Here is a 19,484-nt window from a genome sequence, read left to right as displayed (position 1 = left end):
TGCACTCCTTTATATGATGGGGGAACGGTAACTAGTGCCTTGTAACTATGTTATCAATAGCTAAGCCCGTCCCCGAGCCATTCACTAAATTTAAGCACCTAGTGCTTTTTGTAATAGGAACGCAAAGCTAACACAAAGGATTCATGGAGCAAGCAGATTTTAATAAGAATTTTACCCTAGAGTCATTATTTATAGGATTTTTCGAAGAACTAACTAACAATTCTACGATTGATAGCTATAGGGCGAAATCATCAAGTATTAGATCATCTTTGAAGGAGCTATATCAGATATTATCAGATTGGCGTGCAAAAAAAATAAAATCTCCCGACACAGTTGCAATCATAAGAGATGAATTGTATGATTTAATTACAGGAGACAGCCATCTCAAATATGGGAAAGTACATAAACAAATGTTTCAAGAGTTACTAACTAGCCTTAGGTGTGATAATCCAGCAAATATGAAATTAGATGTAATTCAAGATATTGAATATAACATCTACTATCTTATCACTTTAAATAAAGACTTTCATGTCACATTAATAAATGATATAGAATCTATATTGCTTGACACATATTCAGATGAGCATATATTCATTGAAGCACAAAGAAGATTAAATAAAACTTGCAATATGCTTGTATCAGAACTATTAAATAGTGGATATTCTCGAAAATTTATTATTAAGTATATAAAATCTCAGTTTAATATGACAAATAAAAATAACTTTCGAACCCGCTGGAATAATTTTAAATATATATTCTCGTTTGAAAGAGATACTGAATACATAGTAGTATTTAGACTTTATATAAATATTGACGCAGTACTTAAAACAGATTTTGGGCAACTTAAAGAAGATATTGTAAATGTCTCTGAGAAATATAACCTCGATAAAAATAAAAGAATTAAACAATTTTTAAATAAAAATCCTCTTGAAAGTTTTCTTCCAATAGAAATAAAAGCTTTAGACCATTTTCAGGCAGTTACTAATGCAAGAAATGAATTAACAATTATACTGGATATAATTCATTTGATATATCCACACAGTATACAAACATTAAACGCACATGTATTAGTCGTCAATACAGAACTCCCAGATGAATCGCAGATAATAGTACCCAGCACCCAAATAGATGGGATAAGCGTAAATCCTGAAAACTACATCGAACTGATTAGCAAGTTAGTTAAAATCAAACAAAATACACATATATCAGATGAAGTGACGGACAAGCTATACTCGTGTGTCAAGCATCTTCGATTAGCAAACGAAGCAGATGAAATGGAACAAAAGTTTCTCAATTGCTGGATTGGCCTTGAGAATATATTTGCAAATTACAGTTTAGATTCCAGCACATTTAGGAGAATTAAAGAAAATTTGGTAAATGCCCATGTAGTAAGTTATGTCAAAAGAAATATTTATAATTTACATAAGACTATTAGCAAAAGTAAGATCAATAAAACGTTATCATTATTTAATAAAGATGATATACAATACCTTACACAGATACAAACTTATAATGAAATTATATCTTCGGGGAGCGAATACCCATTAATCGTATTCCGCGCTCAGTATTTGAAAAGTATCCTTTTTAATGGCAAAAAGCGCATAGAATATGTAGGAAAACATGAGAAAAATTTGGAAAGGCATCTTGTTCGTATGTATCGTATTAGAAACGAAATAGTTCATGATGCAAAATCTTCGTATCAATTGGAGGGTATTTACACAAATCTGAGGTACTATCTCACTTTTATATTAAGCAAATGTGTTGAATTCTTTTCAGACTGTCATCATAAACCAGTCATACAAGACAAGATAGGATTTGAAGACTTTTTTTCTTACCAAAGATCTATTTTAAAAAGTTTAAAAAAAGAGGAATATGATGTAACCAAATGCATCAGTGTTCCTCATTCAGTTAACTTATTTAGTTAACTGAATTTACACATTAGCAGAATGGCATTAAGTGAGTCACTGACTAGCGCGAGTTTCATGTCGCGTAATTCGTGACCAGCACTGGAGTGAAGATTATACCTCCACTGCCTCAACGCGGCAAACCGACACTGCGCCGCCTGGAGGAATCCGGGCGGCGCTTTTCGTTCAGGCGGAGGAGGCTCAGTCTCCCCTATAGGTTTGGCACGAGGTACGATCCGCTATCCGCGCGCCATTATGCATCCTATGGAACCTTTCGGATCACCGAAACGAATGTTTCCATCCCCTGAGGCCGCCTCATTGCCCGAAACCGAATGTTTTGGGCGAGTGAGGCAGCCTCAGGGCTTCCAACCGATTGGTTTTGGGCCGTGAGGTCGCCTCAGGGCTTCGAACCGAATGGTTTCAGGCAGTGAGGCGGCCTCGCGGCTCCGAAACCATTGGATTTGCGGAGTGAGGCGACCTACCGGGTTGAAAACACCTGATTTTGCGCGGGCAGGTATGGTTCAGCTTGCGCGGAATCAATACCTTATGGCCAGTATTCCTTAACCCCCATTCTCTATGCTTACCCCCACTACCGAAGGCCCGAACGCGGCTCCCCAACCCCCCACCATCCAGCGCACCAGCCAGCTGCCGGCCTCCGATGTGGCGCTGTCGGCGCTGGCCACCACAGCGGCCGACGCCTGGACTACCTCGGCGCTGCCGCCGCTGCTGTGGCTCTCCAAAGCCGACTTCACAACCCTGGCCGCCGCCTACGCCCAGGGCCGCGACGCCGCCGATGCCGCCGGCGACCAGCGCAGCCCGCAAAGCCAGCGCCTCCAGCAGCTGGATAAGCTGTTCGACAAAAACCTCCGCTACGTGAAAGGCTACCTCGCCGAAGCCCACGACGAAGACGAAGGCCGCAGCTACTACCCGGAGTTCGGAATTACGCGTGAAAACAAGACGTACGTCCTGCCCAGAGCCCGCGCCGAGCGGGTGAAGGCCCTGAACAAGCTGCTCCTGGCCCTCAAGGCCCACGACCTGGACAAAAAGAAGTACGGCACCGCCCTCTGGCAGCCGCTAGTGCAGGAGTACACCCAGCTGGTGCAGGCCAGCACCGACACGGCCGGGCAGCGCAGCGCGAAAGTGAGCGGCAAAGACCAGCACGAAGCCCAGGTCCGCAAGGCCCTGCGCGCCCTCATCCACCACCTCAAAGCCAACTACCCCGACACGTTCGAGGCCCAGCTCCGCGCCTTCGGCTTCCAGAAGGAAAGCTATTAGGGTCGGTGGAACAGTAATTGCCTCAAAAGAAAGAACGTCATGCTGAGCTTGCCGAAGCATCTCGCGTGCTGACACCGGAGTACTACCCCAACGTCAGCACGCGAGATGCTTCGGCAAGCTCAGCATGACGTGCTATTGGAAGGACGTTCTTTTAACTTACTGTCCTTCCCTCCCTTTCAGCTTGTTCGCCCGGCGCGCTAGTCGGGCAGCTCGTTGATGTCGCGCGGCTCGCGGCGGGGCTGGGCGTTCATGCGGTGGCGGTAGGCCGAGGACGTTTCGTAGGCCTTGATGCGCGCCCGGTTGATGGAGCCCAGTGGCAGGTGCTCGGGCAGGCAGTGGAACGGGTTGAACGACAGCACGTCGTCGGCAAACACGCGGCGGGCGGGGCTGTAGGCGTCCTGGGACGGAATGACGATTTTGCCGAGGGGCTGGTAGGGGCTCTGGTCCTGGGGCCAGTCCACGGAGCTGTCCTCCACGGGCATGGTTTTCAGGTCGGTGCAGAGCTGGGCGCGCAGCTCGTACTCGGCGCCCTGGGTGCGGAAGAAGTCCACCACTAGGTCGCGCCAGCCGGCGGGCTCCGTGATTTTCACCTGCTCGCCGGTCAGCGCCTGCACGTTGGCCGAGAGCGGGGCCACGCTGATTTTCGACACGTAGTCGCCGAAGCGGATGGAGCCGAGCGTGGTGTAGGTTTCGCCCAGCAGGTGGTTGTTGGGGTGCGGCGGCACCACCAGCGGAATTTCCTTTTTGAGGCCCACGGCATCCAGCGCCTGATTCACCAGCGTGCCGGCCTCAGTCATAATCTTGGTGACGACCTCCGGCGCGTGCAGAAACACCTTTTCCTGGCGCAGCTGCATGTCGTGGTAGCTTTTGATGTCGCCGGTCGGGATGATGGTATCGTTCACCATCAGGAAGTCCTGGGTGATTTCGTCGGCCTGGTCAGCCAGAAACTTCCGGCCCTCCACCCCAATAATCTTCAGGGCCAGTCCCTTCACCGCCGACTGCGTGTCGGGGTCGATGGCGCCGGGCGCCGACGACAGGCGCAGAATCACGGGGTACACCCGGGGCTCCCGGAACATGCCCTGGGTGAGGTGCGCGGGCAGGTTGGGATAGATGTGCAACTCGCCGCGCAGCACGCCGTGGCTTTTGGCGTGGGCGTCGCGGATGGCGTGGCGGTGCTTCTCAAACATGAAGCGGTTCACCCGCGCCATCGACTCCACGGTTTCGGTGGTGAGCTGCTCTTCGTTGGGCTGGATTTCCTCGACGCCGGAGTCGAAGCGGACGTACTGGGTTGGAATGGTTGCGGGCATAGGCCAGTTGGAAAACGCCCCGGGTTTGCTCCAGAGGCTGTTTTCCGATACGGACCAACTACGGCTTGCGTTGTGGATGAGCCAAGCGTGCACCAGTAGCAGCACGGCACAGTAGCGCGAACTTTGTAGTTCGCGCCCCAGAACGAAATTATCCGAACGGCGCGGGGGCGCGAACTACAAAGTTCGCGCTACTGCCCACTGCGGGCGGCAGGGCTACAGGATTTCGTAGCAGGGGTAGCGGCGCTGCCGGAAAATCAGGCCATCCTTGAATTCAAAAATCAGGCAGAGGTGGGCAATGATGCGCTGGCCGCGTAGCAGCGGGCCCAGGTCGCTGGTGGCGGTGGCCTGCCACTGACCTTCCACCTGCACGCTGCCATCGTCGCAGAGGCGGGTATGGCTTACTTCGAAGTGGGGCTCCTGCAGCAGCTCGCGGCCCAGGCGCAGGTTGTGGAGAATATCGGTGAGCGAGCGGGTCTGCAGGGTTTTGTAGAGGCCGTTGGGGTACTCCGTCTGCACTACCTCGGGGTGCAGCACGGCGGCGTAGGCAGCAGCATCGGTTTCAAACGCATCAACCAGCGCGAAATACTCATTGACAACAGCAAGCGGGTTGGACATGGCGAAGAAGAGGAAAACAGCGCAAAATACGGGCGGCACATAGCCGCAGCCAAGCAAAGCTACTGCTTAGCCCCCACTCAATTGCCGTATCCGGGGCCAGCCACCGGCGCCATCTGTTCGGGGTACTCCGGGGGTGGCCGGCACTATCATCCGGCAGAGCGAGGCCAGCGGCCGGTGGTACGGGCGGGCCGCTGCTTGGCGCGAAGAGGCCGGCGCCTTACTGTTTCTGCAGCCAGGCCAGCGCCTCGGATTCGTCTTCAAACGAGCGGTAGACCAGCGGGCGGCTCTGAACCTGGGTGGTGATGAAAGCCGTAGCCAGGCGCACCATCACGTCGGGCGACACCACAATGGCCCCGTGCCGGTAGCCCGCAGCAGTGGCCAAAGGCAGCCACTCTGCCCCTACCCACTGCTGCTCCTCCGGTGTGAAAGGCACCATCTGGGTCTGGTTGATCAGAATCCGGTGCCAGCCGTAGCGTTGCAGTGCCAGACGCGCCTGGGTAAGCAGGGCCTGCGTTTCGGAGAGCTGCCGCAGTCCTGGCCGCCACACAATCCGGAGCAGCTTAGCCGGGTCCTCAAGTACTTGTCCGGCAGGGTTTTCGAAATACACCAGAAATTGTCGCCGGCTTGTCATCAGACAAAGATAGTTCCCTTTGCTGTAGGTACATGCATTGGCAGCCCCAACTCGGTAGCCGTGCTCTCAAAAGCAGCTATTGAGGGCTACTGAGGCGTTTTCTTGGGTGCCGGGCTGGTTGTGGCGCGGGGCGGAGTGGCCAGCGGCGGAGCTGGCACCGGCTGGCGCAGCAGGCGTTCAGGAGAAGCGGTGGCCTGGCGCGCCGGCTGGCCGGTCAGGCCGGGTGCGGTAGTGGCATTCTGGCCCTGCCCGGCGGTAGTACCGGAGGCTGTAGAGGGAGCCGGCATAGGCGTATTGGGGGGCGGCACTTTCACGGCGCCCAGCTTGCGTTGGGTGGGGGTGGAAGGGGCGCGGTTTTGAGCAACGGCGGTGGTACCCGCCAGCAAAGCCAGCAACAGAGCGGTAGAAAGCGAACGAAGCATAACGGCTATAGAAAACGGTACGGCTCTGTATACGGCGCCACCAGCCGAAAGGCGGCGTACGTTCCCGTCTTTTGCCTTTGCTGGCTGGCTACCACGCAAACGGCCGCTTTCCCGGGTAGGAAAAGCGGCCGTTTGGACACTTACTGTACTATTGAAGCAGCCTACTTGCGCGGCGGCATGGTGCCCACCGGCGCGTCTACCTGAATCCGGCCTTTGGGCGCGGTGGCTCTCTGTTTGCCTTTGCGCATGGCTTTGCGGCGGGCAGCCCGGCGGCGGAAGAAGCCTAAACGGCGCTTTTTGGTGCGGCTGTTGCCGCGGTAGCGCTTGTAGTTGGGGCGCGGAATCACCGTTACGGCATCCGTCTCGGACACGGCGGTTTCCGTGAGAGGCGCTTCCGGACCGGAGGCCGCCAACAGGGTTTCGGGCTCCAGCAGCACCATAAAGGCACATAGAAGCAATAGTATTATTCTAGACATGAACCGAAGAAAAAAGGGTGAAACAAGCTGTAAGCAGGTCGTTTAAGCACTTGCAAACAATGCCTATACCACCTCTATATCAAAGATAACGGCTATAATCGGGCCAATATTACATTTACCCTCAATATCCAATAGCTTATCTGAAAATTGCCTTTTTCAACGGAAGCCTCTTTTTCGACACGACTTAGCTGCGCGATGTAAGCCAGCGCACTGCCTCTCCTTCGTCGACGAATTGGTTGAGGGAACAGTAGTCGCCGTGGGTGTAAGGCAGCGGCGGCAGCGTGTCGTCCTGCACGTCGTCGGCCTGGTAGGGTGCAATCAGAAACGCCAGGTACACGTGCTCGTTGAGGTGGCGGCGCAGCGTGGGGTAGAACTCGGTGGTCAGCCAGTGCACGTCCTGGGCATCTACCTGCAGGCGGCGGCGCGAGTCAATCAGCCAACGGGTGCAGCTGCCACAGGAGGCGGCGTAGTGGAGCATGGCCTGGTAGCCGGCGCGCAGCTCGCCCGATTCCGCCGGCCGGGTCCAGCGGGCGGCCACAATGCCCAGGTCGGGACGGTGGCTGAGGTGGAGGAAATCGGCTAGCGTGGTTGACGTCATGCAAACAGGTGTAGGTGACAGACCAGGAAAGAGTGCAGTGGTACCGATACGCACCAACGGTGCTTCGCGTTGGCTGTGCCGGTCCGCCGCTAGCGGCGCATGCCGCTCGGCCGGCCCTACGCCCGTCAACCGAGTGGTGCCGGGCGGCGCCTCAAACTAAGGCCGCGCCGGGGGCGCAGGCACCAACGGCGGCTGGATGTTGTAGCGACGGTTGAACTCGGCCACGGCCTCGGAACTCACGTTGCGCTTGGTTACTACCACCATCACGCCGCCGGTAGCGCCTTCGCCAAAAATACGGGTGGCCTCGGAGCCTTTCACCACGTTCACGCTGGCAATGGTGCGGCGGTTGAGCTCGTTGATGGCCTGCTGGGTGGAAGGCTGACCGTCGAGGAAATACAGGCTGGGCGCGCTGGCCTGCACCGGGGCGGGGGCCGGCGCAGCCTGGGCAAATACGCCGGCCGGCAGCACCAGCAGGGCCGTGCGCAGCGCCAGCCGCAGGGAAACAGTTAGAAGCTTCATAGTTAGGATATACGCCCCGGGGGCTCGTTTGACTGAAAAAAGACGCTCCCGCAGCCTGGCAGGTTGCGGGAGCGGAGTATCGGGCGGATGCTATCTGTTATTTGGTGATGATGACAATAGCCCCTTGCCGACCTTTTTCACCGTATTTTTTTACGGCGTGCTCAGCATCCAGCACAAACACTGACTCCAGCTTGTCGGGCGTCAGCTGCACGTCGGCCGGACTCACTTCGCGGCCATCCACCATCAGCAGCCGGCCGTTCAGGTCGGCGGCCGTCAATGGCTTGCCTTGCTTGGCGTTTTCCATAAGACGCGCATCGGCGCCGGAAGCGGGCTGCAGCACGATGCTGTGCGTTTTCATGAATGCCAGCACCTCGGCCGAATTCCGGTTCTGCTTGGTAAAAACCAGGATTACGCCATTGCTGGCTTCGGGGCCGAAGGTGGCCGTAGCGGCGCCTTTCACCACGTTCATGCTTTCAATAGTGGCCGGATTCAGGTTATCCAGTGCTTTTTTCTCGATGCGCTTGCCATCCAGAAAGTAAATCGGCTCAACCACCGCCACCGGCTGGCCCTGAGCATCGAACAATACATTTTCCGGCCGGCGGCCAATGGCTATTTCGGCTTTGTAGCGTAGGTTGGTGCCATCCGCCGCCCGTACTTCCGACACGCCGATCAGCCGGTAACCAGGATACTGCTGCACGATGTGCCGCAACGCGGCCGGCGGCAGGGCGCTGATAGGAGCAGGCTTCTCTGTATCGGCCAGGGTGCTGGTTGCTACCACAGCAGGAGTAGCCTGGGTGGCGGCGGCGGTCAGGAGCAAGCCCAGCGCTATAGGCAGCACAGCGGCGTAGCGTAGCAGTTGCCGCGGGGCGAAAGGAAGGGAATTCATCATACGGATACGGTTTTTAAGGGTGATAAAAGAGAAATGGGTTGCTAAAGGGGAGCCGGCCGCCAGCGTACTCAGCCGGACCAGGCTGTATTGATACTGTTGCGGGGCCAGCTGGTTTTCGCGCAGCACGGCGGCATCGGCAATGAACTCCAGGTTTTCCTGGGTGGCGCGCAGCCACAGCCAGGCCGCCGGGCTGGCCCAGGCCAGCACCCGGTGCAGGTGGCCCAGCAGCACATCCAGCGTGTGGGCCTGGCGCACGTGCACCTGCTCGTGGAGCAAGACCACTGGCAGCTCGGCTGGCGCGTGGTGGGCAGGGTTGAGGTAAATAGTCCGCCCAAACGAAAACGGACTCACCTCCCCCATCACCGCCCGAAACTGCACGCCTGCTGCCTCCGCCGGCCGGGAAGCCCGGTGCAGCCGCCACAGTGAGGCAACCTGCACCAACAGTTGCAGCAGCAGCACCGCCGCCCCCAAACTGTAGGCGGCCAGCAGCCACGCGCCATAGTTGGGGCCGGGGGCGGCCGGAGCGGCAGGGCCGGCAGCACCAGCCCAGGCGGGCAGCACCGCCGCCAGCGGCGCGGCCGGGGCTACCGCGGGCCGCAGCCAGCCCAGATCCAGCACCGGGTAGACGGCCGCCAGCCCCAGCGCCGCCAGCAGATACGCGCGGTTGAGCTCGTGAAACGTGAGCCGGCGCAGCAGCCCGTAGTAGACGGCCAGCAGCAACAGCAGCGCCCCCTGCATTTTCAGCAGATACAGAAGCAGCGCGGGCATCAGGGCCGGGTTTTACGGTTTTCGATCATGTCGATGATGTCCTGCAGCTCCTCGGGGCTGATTTTCTGCTCCTGGGCGAAGAACGACACCAGCTCCTTATAGGAATTGCGGAAGTAGTCGCCGACGAAGGTGCCCAGGAAGCGGCGGCGGTAATCCTCGGCCGTGACGCTGGGCACGAACCGGAAGGTGTTGCCCAGCTTGCGGCTGGTCAGGTAGCCTTTACGCTCCAGGTTGCGCACCGTGGAGGCCAGGGTGGTGTAGGGCGGGCGCGGCTCGGGCAGCAACTCCAGCACTTCCTTAATGAAGCCGCCGCCAAGCTGCCAGAAGCCCCGCATGGCCTCTTCCTCAGGTTGAGTTAATCGTTCCATTTTTTTATTACGAACTTTTCGTAATTCTACGAATAAATCATACTTATTGGTTATCAACGGAAAATATTTTTTCAATGGAAAAAGAAAGAGGCCGCCTGCATGATGCAGGCGGCCTCTTTCTTCATAATCATACGGTGTAGAGACGCAATATTTTGAGTCTCGTCGTTGAACGGTCTGATGGCACGAGCACCAGTTATACTGCTGATTGGGGCTTGGTACAGAAGCCGGTTCAACCCCAGCAACGATGAGAGGCAAAATATTGCGTCTCTACACCGTTCCTGGAATCATCACCAAACAACATCAGCACGCGACAACCGGCCCGACGGCTGAAAAAGCCGCCGGACCGGGACGTTCTGGGCTACCAGATGTTGGCGCGGACGTTCTGGGCGCGGACCATCTTGGCGTCTTCCTTGCAGCCGAAGGCCTCGTAGAACTGGGGCATGTTCATGAGCGGGCCGTTGGTGCGGTACTGGGCCGGGGAGTGCGGGTCGGTGAGGACCTGCTGGCGGATGTATTCGGGGCGGGCGTTGGTGCGCCACACCTGGGCCCAGCCGAGGAAGAAGCGCTGCTCGGGCGTGAAGCCGTCGTAGCGGGGGCGCGGGTTGCTGCCGTACTTCTTCTGCAGCTCTTTTTCGAGGGCTGAGTAGGCCAGGGCCAGGCCACCGAAGTCGGCCAGGTTTTCGCCCATGGTGAGCTTGCCGTTCACGAACACCGAATCCAGGGGCTGGAAGGCCGAGTACTGGGCGCCCACCATGTCGGCGCGTTTCGTGAATTCGGCCGCGTCTTCCTTGGTCCACCAGTCGCGCAGGTTGCCCTGGGCATCCGATTGCCGGCCCCGGTCGTCGAAGCCGTGGGTGATTTCGTGGCCGATAACCGCGCCCATGCCGCCGTAGTTCACCGCGTCGTCGGCCTTGGGGTCGAAGAACGGGGGCTGCATGATGCCGGCCGGAAACACGATTTCGTTGAGCGAGGAGTTGTAGTAGGCATTCACCGTGGGCGGCGTCATGCCCCACACTTCGCGGTCAATCGGCTTGCCGTAGCGGCTCAGGTTGTCCTTCGACTCCCACTCGCGGGCGGCCAGCACGTTTTTCAGGTACGATTCGCGGCTCATCGAGAGGGCCGAATAGTCCTTCCACTTGTCGGGGTAGCCGATTTTGACGGTGAAGGCGTTGAGCTTCTTGAGGGCTTCCTCCTTGGTGGCAGCGCTCATCCACTCCAGCCCGCGGATATGCTCACCCATGGCTTCCTTGATGTTAGCCACCATCTGCTGGGCCTTCACCTTGGTTTCGGGCGCGAAGGCCTTGTCTACGTACAGCTGACCGAACGCCTCGCCCAGCGCGCCGTCCGTAGCGCGGAGCATGCGCTTCCAGCGGGGCTGCTGCTGCTTGGCGCCGCTCAGCACTTGCTGGAACCGGAACGACTCATCGCCAAACGACTGTGGCAAAGCCGACATCAGCGACGAGGCGAGGTGCCAGCGCAGATAGGTTTTCCAGTCGCCGAGGGGCTCCTGCTTGAGGGCGGTGCTGGCTTCCTGCAGAAACTCGGGCTGGCCCACAATCACCTCTTTAGCCGAGCTGAGACCCAATGCGGGCAGCATCACGGGCAGACCCAGGTTGGGGTATTTCTGGGCAGCCTCGGCCACCGTCATCTTGTTGTAGTTGGCGTAGGGGTCGCGCAGGGCTACGCGGTCCTTGCTGGCTTTGGCGAGCCGGGTTTCGAGACGCAGCACCGTGGCGGCGCTTTTGGCGGCCACGGCCGGGCTCTCGCCCAGCATCTTAAAGGTGTTGGTGAGGTAGGTGGTGTAGGCCGTGCGGATGGCTTTCGAGCGGGCGTCGTCCTTGAGGTAATAGTCCCGGTCGGGCAGGCTCAGACCGCCCTGGCTGAGGTAGAGGGCGTACTCGTCGCTCTTTTTGCGGTCCTGGTTCACGCCCAGCCCGAACACCGAGCGGGTTTGCAGGCGCTGGGCGCGCACCAGCTCGGTTTGCAGCCCGCGCAGGTCCTTCACCGCGTTGATGCGGTTCAGCTCCGGCTGCAGGTACTTCAGGCCGGCTTTGTCGATTGCCACCGAGTCCATGGCCGTGGCGTAGTAGTCGCCCACTTTCTGGAGGTTGGTACCCTTGGCGGCGGTTTTGTTGGCGGCCGAGGTTTCCAGAATCTGGCGCATCACGGCCTCGTTCTGGTTGATGAGCCCGTTCCAGGAGCTCCAGCGCGACTCGGCGGCCGGAATCGGGTTGTTCTTCAGCCAGGTGCCCGAAGCGTACTGAAAGAAGTCGTCGCAGGGCGAAACCGACTTGTCGATGTTCGCCGGATCAAGGCCAACGCCGGGCAGCACGGGGCCGAGCTGGGCCGTAGCCGTAGCATCAGCCGTGGCAGGCGTAGCAGCAGGTGGCGTGGTGGCGGTGGTAGCGGGCGTGCTGGCGGCGCAGCCGGCCAGGGCTAGGCCGGCTGCCGTGCCCAGGGAGAGCAGGAAGGTGCGTTGTGGGGTCATTAGTGGAAGATTGGAGGTTGTGGAAGAAGTTGAAGTTGGGAGAAGAAGAGAACGTCATGCTGAGGCGTAGCCGAAGCATCTCGCGTGCTGACGTTGCCTTGCTAGCCCAGGGTTTAAACCCTGAGCTACGGAGCGGTTGTCGTTCGACGATTCAACAACGTCAGCACGCGAGATGCTTCGCTCCGCTCAGCATGACGTTCTTTTTGGCTGGGCTTCCGGCTACCAAATCACAGCCCGCTCGGCATCCGGGCGAACCATTTTCTGGCCGGGCGTGCAGCCGAAGGCCTGGTAGAACTCGGGCATGTTCATGAGGGGGCCGATGGTGCGGTACTGGCCGGGCGAGTGGGGGTCGGTGAGGATTTGCTGGCGCAGGGCTTCGGGGCGGATGTTCTGGCGGCGCAGCTGGGCCCAGCTCAGGAAAAAGCGCTGCTCGGGCGTGAAGCCGTCGATGAGCGGGCGGTTGCCTTTGCCGTACTGCTTGTCGAGCTGCTTTTGGAGGGCGGCATATACAATGGTGAGGCCGGCAAAGTCGGCCAGGTTTTCGCCCATGGTCAGCTTGCCATTCACGTACACCGAGTCGAGGGGCGAGAAGGCCGAGTACTGGGTGCCCACCACGGCGGCGCGCTTCGTGAATTCGGCCGCGTCGGCCGGCGTCCACCAGTCGCGCAGGTTGCCTTCCGAGTCGTACTGCCGGCCCGAGTCGTCGAAACCGTGGGTCATTTCGTGGCCCATCACCCCGCCAATGGCGCCGTAGTTTACCGCATCGTCGGCTTCGGGGTCGAAGAACGGCGGCTGCAGGTAGCCGGCCGGGAACACGATTTCGTTCATCGGCGGGCTGTAGTACGCATTGATGGTGGGCGGCGTCATGCTCCACTCAGTGCGGTCAATGGGTCCGCCGAACTTCTTCACGTTCTGCTGATAGCCCCACTGGCGCGCTGCCAGCACGTTTTTCAGGTACGACTCGCGCGAAATGTTCAGCGCCGAATAGTCCTTCCACTTATCGGGGTAGCCGATTTTCACGCGCAGGGCGCTGAGCTTCTTGAGGGCTTCCTGCTTGGTGGCGGCGCTCATCCAGGTGTTGGTCTGGATGTGCTCAGCCATCGACTCGCGGATGTTGGCCAGCATATCGAGGGCCTTCTGCTTGGCAGCGGGCGAAAACGCCTGATCCACGTACAGCTGCCCGAAGGCCTCGCCCAGGGTGCCGTCGGTGGCGGCCAGCATGCGTTTCCAGCGGGTGGGCTGCTGCTTGGCCCCGCTCTGCACCTGCGCAAACCGGAAGGCCTCGTCGCTAAACGCCTGGGGCAGGGCCGCCGGCACCGACGATACCAGCTGCCAGCTCAGGTAGGTTTTGAGGTCCTGCAGCGGCTCCTCTTTCAGCACCGCGCTGACTTCCCGGAAAAACTCGGGCTGGCCTACAATCACCTCCTGGGCCGCGCCCAGGCCGTTGCGCTTCAGCAAAGCCGAGGGCTGCAGGTTCGGGAACTGCTTGTCGGCCTCGGCCACCGTCATCTTGTTGTAGCTGGCGTACGGGTCGCGCAGCGACACCCGGTCTTTGCTGGCACGGGCCAGGCGGGTTTCCACGCGCACCACTGTGGCGGCTTTGGCCGCGGCCGTAGCCTCCGGGTCGCCGAGCAGCTTGAAGGTGTTGGTGAGGTAGGTGATGTAGGCCGTGCGCACGGTTTTGGAGCGGGCGTCGTCCTTGAGGTAGTGGTCCCGATCGGGCATACCCAGGCCGCCCTGGCTCATGTTTACGGCGTACACCGAGCTGTTTTTGCGGTCCGGACTCACGCCGGCCCGGAAGAACGCGCCGGTGCCCAGCGTCTGCTGGCGGGCAATTTCCGAGAGCAGGCCGGGCCGGTCTTTCACGGCGGCAATGCGGGCCAGCTCGGGCTTGAGGTAGGTCAGGCCGGCTTTTTCCAGGCCCACCGAGTCCATGCCGACGGCGTAGTAATCGCCCACTTTCTGGCGGTTCGAGCCGGGGGTGGCGGCGCGGTCGGCGGCGGCATCATCCAGGATGCGGCGCAGGGTGGCCTGGGTCCGGTCGTTGAGCTCGTTGCGCGGGGCCCAGCTGCTGGCGTAGGCCGGAATGGGGTTGTTTTTCAGCCAGTTGCCGCCCGAAAACCGGAAGAAGTCCTCGCACGGCGACACCGAGCGGTCCACATCCTGGGGGTTGATGCTGCGGCCGCCGGTGGTGGAGGCAACCGCCGTGGCCGGAGGCGCGGGCGTAGTGCTGGTGGAGGCGGGCTGGGTGGTGGCGCAGCCGGCCAGAGCCAGCAGCAGGGCCGCCGCGCCGGCCCGGGTAGGAACAAAAAGGTGTTGCATGCAGCAAAATCAGCGTAGGCTTCGCCTAAGGTCGCGGCGCGCCGGGAAAGGTTGCGGGCCGCCAGCCGATTACGTCTGAAAAGCACCAGCGCGGCCACCGCCCGGGAGGGGCAGCAGCCGCGTTGGTAGTATGGGTCGCAGGTCGGGTGCGGGTCAAATACGGTGCTGCTCTTCCTGCAGCCAGCTGATGGCTTGGCCCTCGTCGGTGAATTGGGCCGACATAGGATGGCCCGTAACCGGGTGGAACAGCGTCGGGAACGGGGGCGAATCGGTGGAAGCCAGCAGCTGGTGTGGCGCCAGCAGGAAAGCCACCCGGATTTCGCGGCCCAACTTCTCCAGCGCCTGCCGGGGCGCGTTCTGGTTCACCCAGTTGGTGATTTCGTGGGTGGTGCGGAACCGCCGCCGGGCATCGAGCAGCCAGAACCGGCAGTTGGCGGCGGCGGCGGCCTGAAACAGCTGCACGTAGTTCTGCTTCACCTCCTCGGCCAGACTGATTTCCACCAGCCACCGGCCCACCAGAATATCCAGGTCGGGGCGGTAGAGAATGGGAAAAGCCGGCGTCGAGAAGTCTTGCATCAGGCAAAGGTACAGCACAGAAAGTATGTACGGGAAGGCCCGCTGCAGCTCCTGCCTACAGCCGCGGCTTAGCCCGCACGTACTGGTTGGGCCAAGCAATATCAGTGCCCAGTTCGTGCGCCGCGTGCAGCGGGAAGTAGGCGTCGCGCAACGATTCTCGGGCCAGCAGCACCAGGTCGGCTTGGCCGCTGGCAATGATGGCCTCGGCCTGCTGCGCGTCCGTGATGAGGCCGACGGCGCCGGTGGGCAGGCCGGTTTCGCGGCGCACCTGCTCGGCAAATTCCACCTGGTAGCCGGGACCCACGGGAATATCCGCCTGAGGTACGTTGCCGCCGGTGGAGCAGTCCAGCAGATCCACGCCCTTGTCTTTCAGGATGCCGGCCAGCCGCACGGTATCGGCGGCCGTCCAGCCGCCCTCGGTCCAGTCGGTGGCCGACACGCGCACCAGCAGCGGCAGGTGATCAGGCAGTACGGCCCGGGTGGCTTCCACCACTTCCAGCAGCAGCCGGATGCGGTTTTCGAAGGAGCCGCCGTATTCGTCCTGGCGGTGGTTGCTCAAAGGCGAGAAGAACTCGTGCAGCAGGTAGCCGTGGGCGGCGTGCAGCTCAATCACCTCGTAGCCGGCTTCCAAAGAGCGCAGCGTGGCCGCGCGGAAGTCGGCGACCACCTGCCCGATTTCGGCCACACTCAGGGCGTGGGGCGTGGGCTCGTCGGGGATGAAGGGCTCGGCGCTGGGCGCTACCGTCTGCCAGCCGTGGGGCTCGGTGGGCAGGATGGCGTCGGCGCCTTCCCAGGGGTTGCGGTGGCTGGCCTTGCGGCCGGCGTGGGCCAGCTGAATGCCGGCCACGCTTCCCTGGGCCTTGATAAAGTCGGTGATGCGGCGCAGAAACGGCACGTGCTCGTCTTTCCAGATGCCCAGGTCGCCGGGCGTGATGCGGCCTTCCGGCGACACAGCCGTGGCTTCCTGAATGATGAGGCTGGCCCCACCCACGGCCCGGCTGCCCAGGTGCACCAGGTGCCAGTCGTTGGCGAAGCCATCCTGGGCGCTGTACATGCACATGGGCGAAATAACTATCCGGTTGCGGAGCGTGATACCACGCAGCGCAACCGGCGAAAACAGATCAGACATGATGAGGGGTTTGGTCGATACGAAGCGAATAAACCCTTTCCGGGGCCGATAGGTTGCGCCGCGGCCGGGCCGCCGGAAACAAGTGCGCCCGTTTTCGGGTAGTGCTAGGCACCTGGCTTCCGCCACCTGTCCCCTTCCCCTATGATGCGCACCATCAAGCAGCAGCACCGCGCCGTCAGCGCCCCCATTGCCGACCTGGTTACCTACCGGGCCCTGCCCACGGAGGCCGTCGAGCACCTCGACCCGTTTCTGTTCCTCAACCACCACGGCCCCCAGACCTACCCGGCCCGCAACCGCGGCCTGCCCTTTGGCCCCCACCCCCACCGCGGCTTCGAAACGGTGACCTTCATTCTGGACGGCGACATCATGCACCAGGACAGCGGCGGGCACCAGAGCATTATCGGGCCGGGCGGCATTCAGTGGATGCGGGCCGGCAGCGGCCTGATTCACTCGGAAATATCGTCCGACGAGTTCAAGCAGACCGGCGGCCCGCTGGAGATTTTGCAGCTGTGGGTGAACCTGCCGGCGCAGCATAAAATGACCGCGCCGCACTACGTGGGTTTGCAGGAACCGCAAATCCCGACGGTGGCGCTGGACGAAGGCCGCGTGCAGGTGCACGCCGTTTCGGGCAACTGGGCCGGCACCGAGGGCGCCCTGCAGCCTCTCACAGACATGCAGCTGGCCACCATCAACTTCCAACAGGGCGGGCAGCTGGCCCTCACCATTCCGGCCGAGCGCACCATTTTCTGCTACGTTATCCGGGGCCGCCTGCGCATCAACGGGCAGGAAGCCGCGGCGCGCCAGCTGGTGGAGTTCAGCTACGATGGCGACGAGTTCCAGGCCGAGGCCCTTACCGACGACTGCGTGCTGCTGCTGGGCCACGCCAAGCCATTTGCAGAGCCCATCGTAGCCTACGGGCCCTTCGTGATGAACACCGAAGCCGAAATCCGCCAGGCCTACCAAGATTATCAGGCCGGCAAGTTCGGCGTCTGGAAGGGCTAACCCCGGCCGGGCTGGCCTAAGTCCTGCGAAATACACTGCCTATCAGGTTTCAGCCTGAAATTTTCTTCGACCATTGATAAGGTAAATCCGGCTTTCATTCGTCTGCCAGACAGCAGCGGGGCGGGGCCACCACCAACCGGGCGGCCCCGCCCCACTGCCGGGTTTTGCCAGAACGATTGTCCACAATCATTTTTCTTCGTACATTTGCAACCGAATCAGTTACACTTATTTTCATGAACACCCGCTTCGCTGTCGCAACGCACATTCTGGCTTTCCTGGCGCAAAGCTCCGGGCAGCCGGTATCGTCGGAGGTGCTGGCGGGTAGCGCGGGCACTCACCCGGTGGTGGTGCGCCGCCTGATGAGCACGCTCCGCAACGCCGGCCTGGTACGCACCCAACTGGGGGCCGGCGGCGGTGCTCTGCTGGCCCGTTCGCCCGAAAGCATTTCGCTGCTGGACGTGTACGAAGCCATGCAGGAGCCGGAGCCCGACCTGTTTGCCGTGAGCAGCACCAAGCCCAACGCCCACTGCAACCTGGGCCGGGTGATGCAGCACACGCTCGAAGACCTGCTAGGCAGCGCCGAGCAGGCCATGCGCCAGGCGTTGGCGGCCGTATCGGTGGCGCAGCTGATGCGGGAGCTGGCCACCCGCATCCCCGCCGACTGCGGCTGCCCGGACTCGGCCTAGCCTCCTTTTTTTCAGGTCTTGATCTGTAACCGGATCAGTTACCAACTTTTTTGCCCCACGCTTTTCCAGGTTGCGCAACCAACCATTTGTTTGGCTTGCCGACTCCACACCTAATATGAACAAGTTTGTTAGAATGACGCCCGTCATTCTGCTCGGCGCACTAGGTGGGCTGGCCCTTTGGCCCAGCCACCTGCCCGAGGCCCCCACCCCCGATTCGTCGACCCTTACGGCTTACCTGCGCGAGCCGCAGCCGGCCACTCCGCCCCTAGCGGCAGGCACGACCGTGCCCGCTACCGTGGCCGGGCGGGTCTGGGAAGTGTATTTCACCGAAGGCCAGCACGTGCGCAAAGGCCAGCTGCTGCTGAAAGTAGCGCAGAAGCTCGTTTCGGCGGAGCACCACCGCCTGCAGCAGCAGCTCACCCAGCAGCAGCAGCAACTGGCTTCTCTGGCTGCCCAGCCCGCCGCGCCGGCCACCGAACTGACGGCCACCACCGCCCGCGTGGCCGCCACCGAACGGCAGCTGGCAGCCCTGCCCGCGCAGCTCAGCTTCCAGTTCGTGACGGCCCCGCACGACGGCGTGATGGTGCGCCGCAGCGTGGCCGCCGGCGACTACCTGAGCGTCGGCGCGGCCATCGGGCAGCTGGCGCCGCTGCCCGCCCCACCCGCCGACGACACTACCCTACTGCTTTCCAGCGCCAACTAACCCGCTCTTTCGCACCACAACTTTCTACTCCTTTATGCAACAGCTCACGCAATATCAGGTGGAACGCATGCTCCACCGCCAGCGCCGCAACCCGGCCCGGCCCCTCACTCCCACCACCCGCCTGGTCCACGACTTGGGCTTCGACTCGGTTGACGTGGTGGAGCTTACCCTGAATCTGGAAAGCCGCTTTCACATCGAAATTGCAGATGCGGAGCTGGAAGAGCTGCACACGGTACAGGACGTGCTCAACTGCGTGGACCTGCACTTTTCGCCGCCGGTGGCCTAATCCGGCGGCTCTTTTGCAGGCCCGGCGCCGTGCGTATCTTGCATGCCCTACGCCTGCTCTACCCTTATGCCTGCTTTCCCCGACGATGTGCATCACTCCCTGGCGGAGGCAGGCTGGTTTGAAGGCCGAACCGTATCTACGGCCGGCTACCAGCAGGACACGTTGCGTCGGCAACTCACCTGGCTCCCCACCGCCGCCGCATTTCTGCGCGAGTTTGGCGGCCTGCACTGCTACTTCACCCGCCAGGATCAAAGCACGACCCGCATGCAGTTCGAAATCCAGCAGGCAGCGGCTTTGCTGGACTTACACCGCCTGCGCACGGAATATGAGCCGCGCGTACCGGGCCGAAAGCTGAGCTTGGTAGGCCAGGCCTACACCGATCCGCTATGCTTACTGGTAGATACCAAGGGCACCTTTTATGGCGCCTGCGAGGAAGGCATCTACCACATTGCGGATACCGTGCCGCTGGCCCTGGAAGCCATTGTGATGGACCTGCCTTTCCGGGAGCTATAACCGCCTG

General features: G+C 60.1%; 20 protein-coding genes. 7 read left to right on the top strand and 13 right to left on the bottom strand.

The window, feature by feature from the left end; all coding sequences use genetic code 11:
• The first annotated feature begins 143 nt into the window (after window positions 1–143).
• Window positions 144–1,925 carry a hypothetical protein gene (locus tag N008_RS23075; RefSeq protein WP_156109130.1) on the top strand — a complete coding sequence of 594 codons (1,782 nt, stop codon included), beginning with the start codon at window positions 144–146 and terminating at the stop codon, window positions 1,923–1,925.
• Between the two features lie 555 nt (window positions 1,926–2,480).
• Window positions 2,481–3,179: a hypothetical protein gene (locus N008_RS08815; RefSeq protein ID WP_044015371.1), complete on the top strand. Its 699-nt coding sequence runs from the start codon at window positions 2,481–2,483 to the stop codon at window positions 3,177–3,179.
• A gap of 197 nt (window positions 3,180–3,376) precedes the next feature.
• Here N008_RS08815 and N008_RS08810 read toward each other — a convergent pair whose 3' ends face one another.
• From N008_RS08810 to N008_RS08750, 13 genes are all read right to left on the bottom strand, one after another.
• On the bottom strand, window positions 3,377–4,486 hold the full coding sequence (locus N008_RS08810; RefSeq protein ID WP_052381349.1) for a catalase family protein: 1,110 nt from the start codon (window positions 4,484–4,486) through the stop codon (window positions 3,377–3,379).
• A 213-nt stretch (window positions 4,487–4,699) separates the two neighbouring features.
• A complete protein-coding gene (locus N008_RS08805; protein WP_044015369.1) occupies window positions 4,700–5,101 on the bottom strand; it encodes a nuclear transport factor 2 family protein in 402 nt (133 codons plus the stop codon).
• A 217-nt stretch (window positions 5,102–5,318) separates the two neighbouring features.
• On the bottom strand, window positions 5,319–5,732 hold the full coding sequence (locus N008_RS08800; protein ID WP_156109127.1) for an STAS/SEC14 domain-containing protein: 414 nt from the start codon (window positions 5,730–5,732) through the stop codon (window positions 5,319–5,321).
• Between the two features lie 86 nt (window positions 5,733–5,818).
• Entirely contained in the window at window positions 5,819–6,154 is a 336-nt protein-coding gene (locus N008_RS08795) for a hypothetical protein (protein ID WP_156109125.1), read from the bottom strand.
• 161 nt (window positions 6,155–6,315) lie between these two features.
• Window positions 6,316–6,630 carry a hypothetical protein gene (locus N008_RS08790; RefSeq protein ID WP_156109123.1) on the bottom strand — a complete coding sequence of 105 codons (315 nt, stop codon included), beginning with the start codon at window positions 6,628–6,630 and terminating at the stop codon, window positions 6,316–6,318.
• Window positions 6,631–6,814: 184 nt separating this feature from the next.
• Window positions 6,815–7,228: a hypothetical protein gene (locus N008_RS08785; protein ID WP_044015359.1), complete on the bottom strand. Its 414-nt coding sequence runs from the start codon at window positions 7,226–7,228 to the stop codon at window positions 6,815–6,817.
• Between the two features lie 156 nt (window positions 7,229–7,384).
• Window positions 7,385–7,747, bottom strand: coding sequence for a TonB-dependent receptor plug domain-containing protein (locus N008_RS08780; RefSeq protein WP_044015356.1), 363 nt, complete (start codon window positions 7,745–7,747; stop codon window positions 7,385–7,387).
• 97 nt (window positions 7,748–7,844) lie between these two features.
• Complete coding sequence (locus N008_RS08775; protein WP_044015355.1) at window positions 7,845–9,404, bottom strand: M56 family metallopeptidase; 1,560 nt, start codon at window positions 9,402–9,404, stop codon at window positions 7,845–7,847.
• The gene (locus N008_RS08770; RefSeq protein WP_044015353.1) at window positions 9,404–9,772 is read right to left on the bottom strand and encodes a BlaI/MecI/CopY family transcriptional regulator; all 369 of its coding nucleotides are present in this window, start codon (window positions 9,770–9,772) and stop codon (window positions 9,404–9,406) included. The genes N008_RS08775 and N008_RS08770 overlap by 1 nt, the downstream gene beginning before the upstream one ends.
• Window positions 9,773–10,130: 358 nt before the next feature.
• Window positions 10,131–12,260: a M13 family metallopeptidase gene (locus tag N008_RS08765; protein ID WP_044015351.1), complete on the bottom strand. Its 2,130-nt coding sequence runs from the start codon at window positions 12,258–12,260 to the stop codon at window positions 10,131–10,133.
• Window positions 12,261–12,479: 219 nt separating this feature from the next.
• Window positions 12,480–14,582, bottom strand: coding sequence for a M13 family metallopeptidase (locus tag N008_RS08760; protein ID WP_044015349.1), 2,103 nt, complete (start codon window positions 14,580–14,582; stop codon window positions 12,480–12,482).
• 153 nt (window positions 14,583–14,735) lie between these two features.
• Window positions 14,736–15,158, bottom strand: coding sequence for a hypothetical protein (locus N008_RS08755; RefSeq protein WP_044015347.1), 423 nt, complete (start codon window positions 15,156–15,158; stop codon window positions 14,736–14,738).
• Between the two features lie 55 nt (window positions 15,159–15,213).
• A complete protein-coding gene (locus N008_RS08750) occupies window positions 15,214–16,287 on the bottom strand; it encodes an NADH:flavin oxidoreductase/NADH oxidase (RefSeq protein WP_044015345.1) in 1,074 nt (357 codons plus the stop codon).
• Between the two features lie 144 nt (window positions 16,288–16,431).
• Between N008_RS08750 and N008_RS08745 the strand changes: the two genes are divergently transcribed.
• From N008_RS08745 to N008_RS08725, 5 genes are all read left to right on the top strand, one after another.
• On the top strand, window positions 16,432–17,289 hold the full coding sequence (locus N008_RS08745) for a pirin family protein (protein WP_044018498.1): 858 nt from the start codon (window positions 16,432–16,434) through the stop codon (window positions 17,287–17,289).
• A gap of 233 nt (window positions 17,290–17,522) precedes the next feature.
• Window positions 17,523–17,975 (top strand): Rrf2 family transcriptional regulator, encoded by a 453-nt coding sequence (locus N008_RS08740; RefSeq protein ID WP_052381348.1) that lies wholly within the window; start codon window positions 17,523–17,525, stop codon window positions 17,973–17,975.
• Between the two features lie 133 nt (window positions 17,976–18,108).
• Entirely contained in the window at window positions 18,109–18,678 is a 570-nt protein-coding gene (locus tag N008_RS08735; RefSeq protein WP_044015343.1) for an efflux RND transporter periplasmic adaptor subunit, read from the top strand.
• A 34-nt stretch (window positions 18,679–18,712) separates the two neighbouring features.
• Window positions 18,713–18,964, top strand: coding sequence for an acyl carrier protein (locus N008_RS08730; RefSeq protein ID WP_044015341.1), 252 nt, complete (start codon window positions 18,713–18,715; stop codon window positions 18,962–18,964).
• 66 nt (window positions 18,965–19,030) lie between these two features.
• Entirely contained in the window at window positions 19,031–19,477 is a 447-nt protein-coding gene (locus N008_RS08725; RefSeq protein WP_044015339.1) for an SUKH-3 domain-containing protein, read from the top strand.
• Window positions 19,478–19,484 lie beyond the last annotated feature (7 nt).

Origin of the sequence: Hymenobacter sp. APR13, from assembly GCF_000737515.1 — a bacterium.
Lineage (GTDB): Bacteria > Bacteroidota > Bacteroidia > Cytophagales > Hymenobacteraceae > Hymenobacter.
Note: the sequence above shows the minus strand (reverse complement) of the source record. Positions and strands in the feature narration are given on the sequence as shown.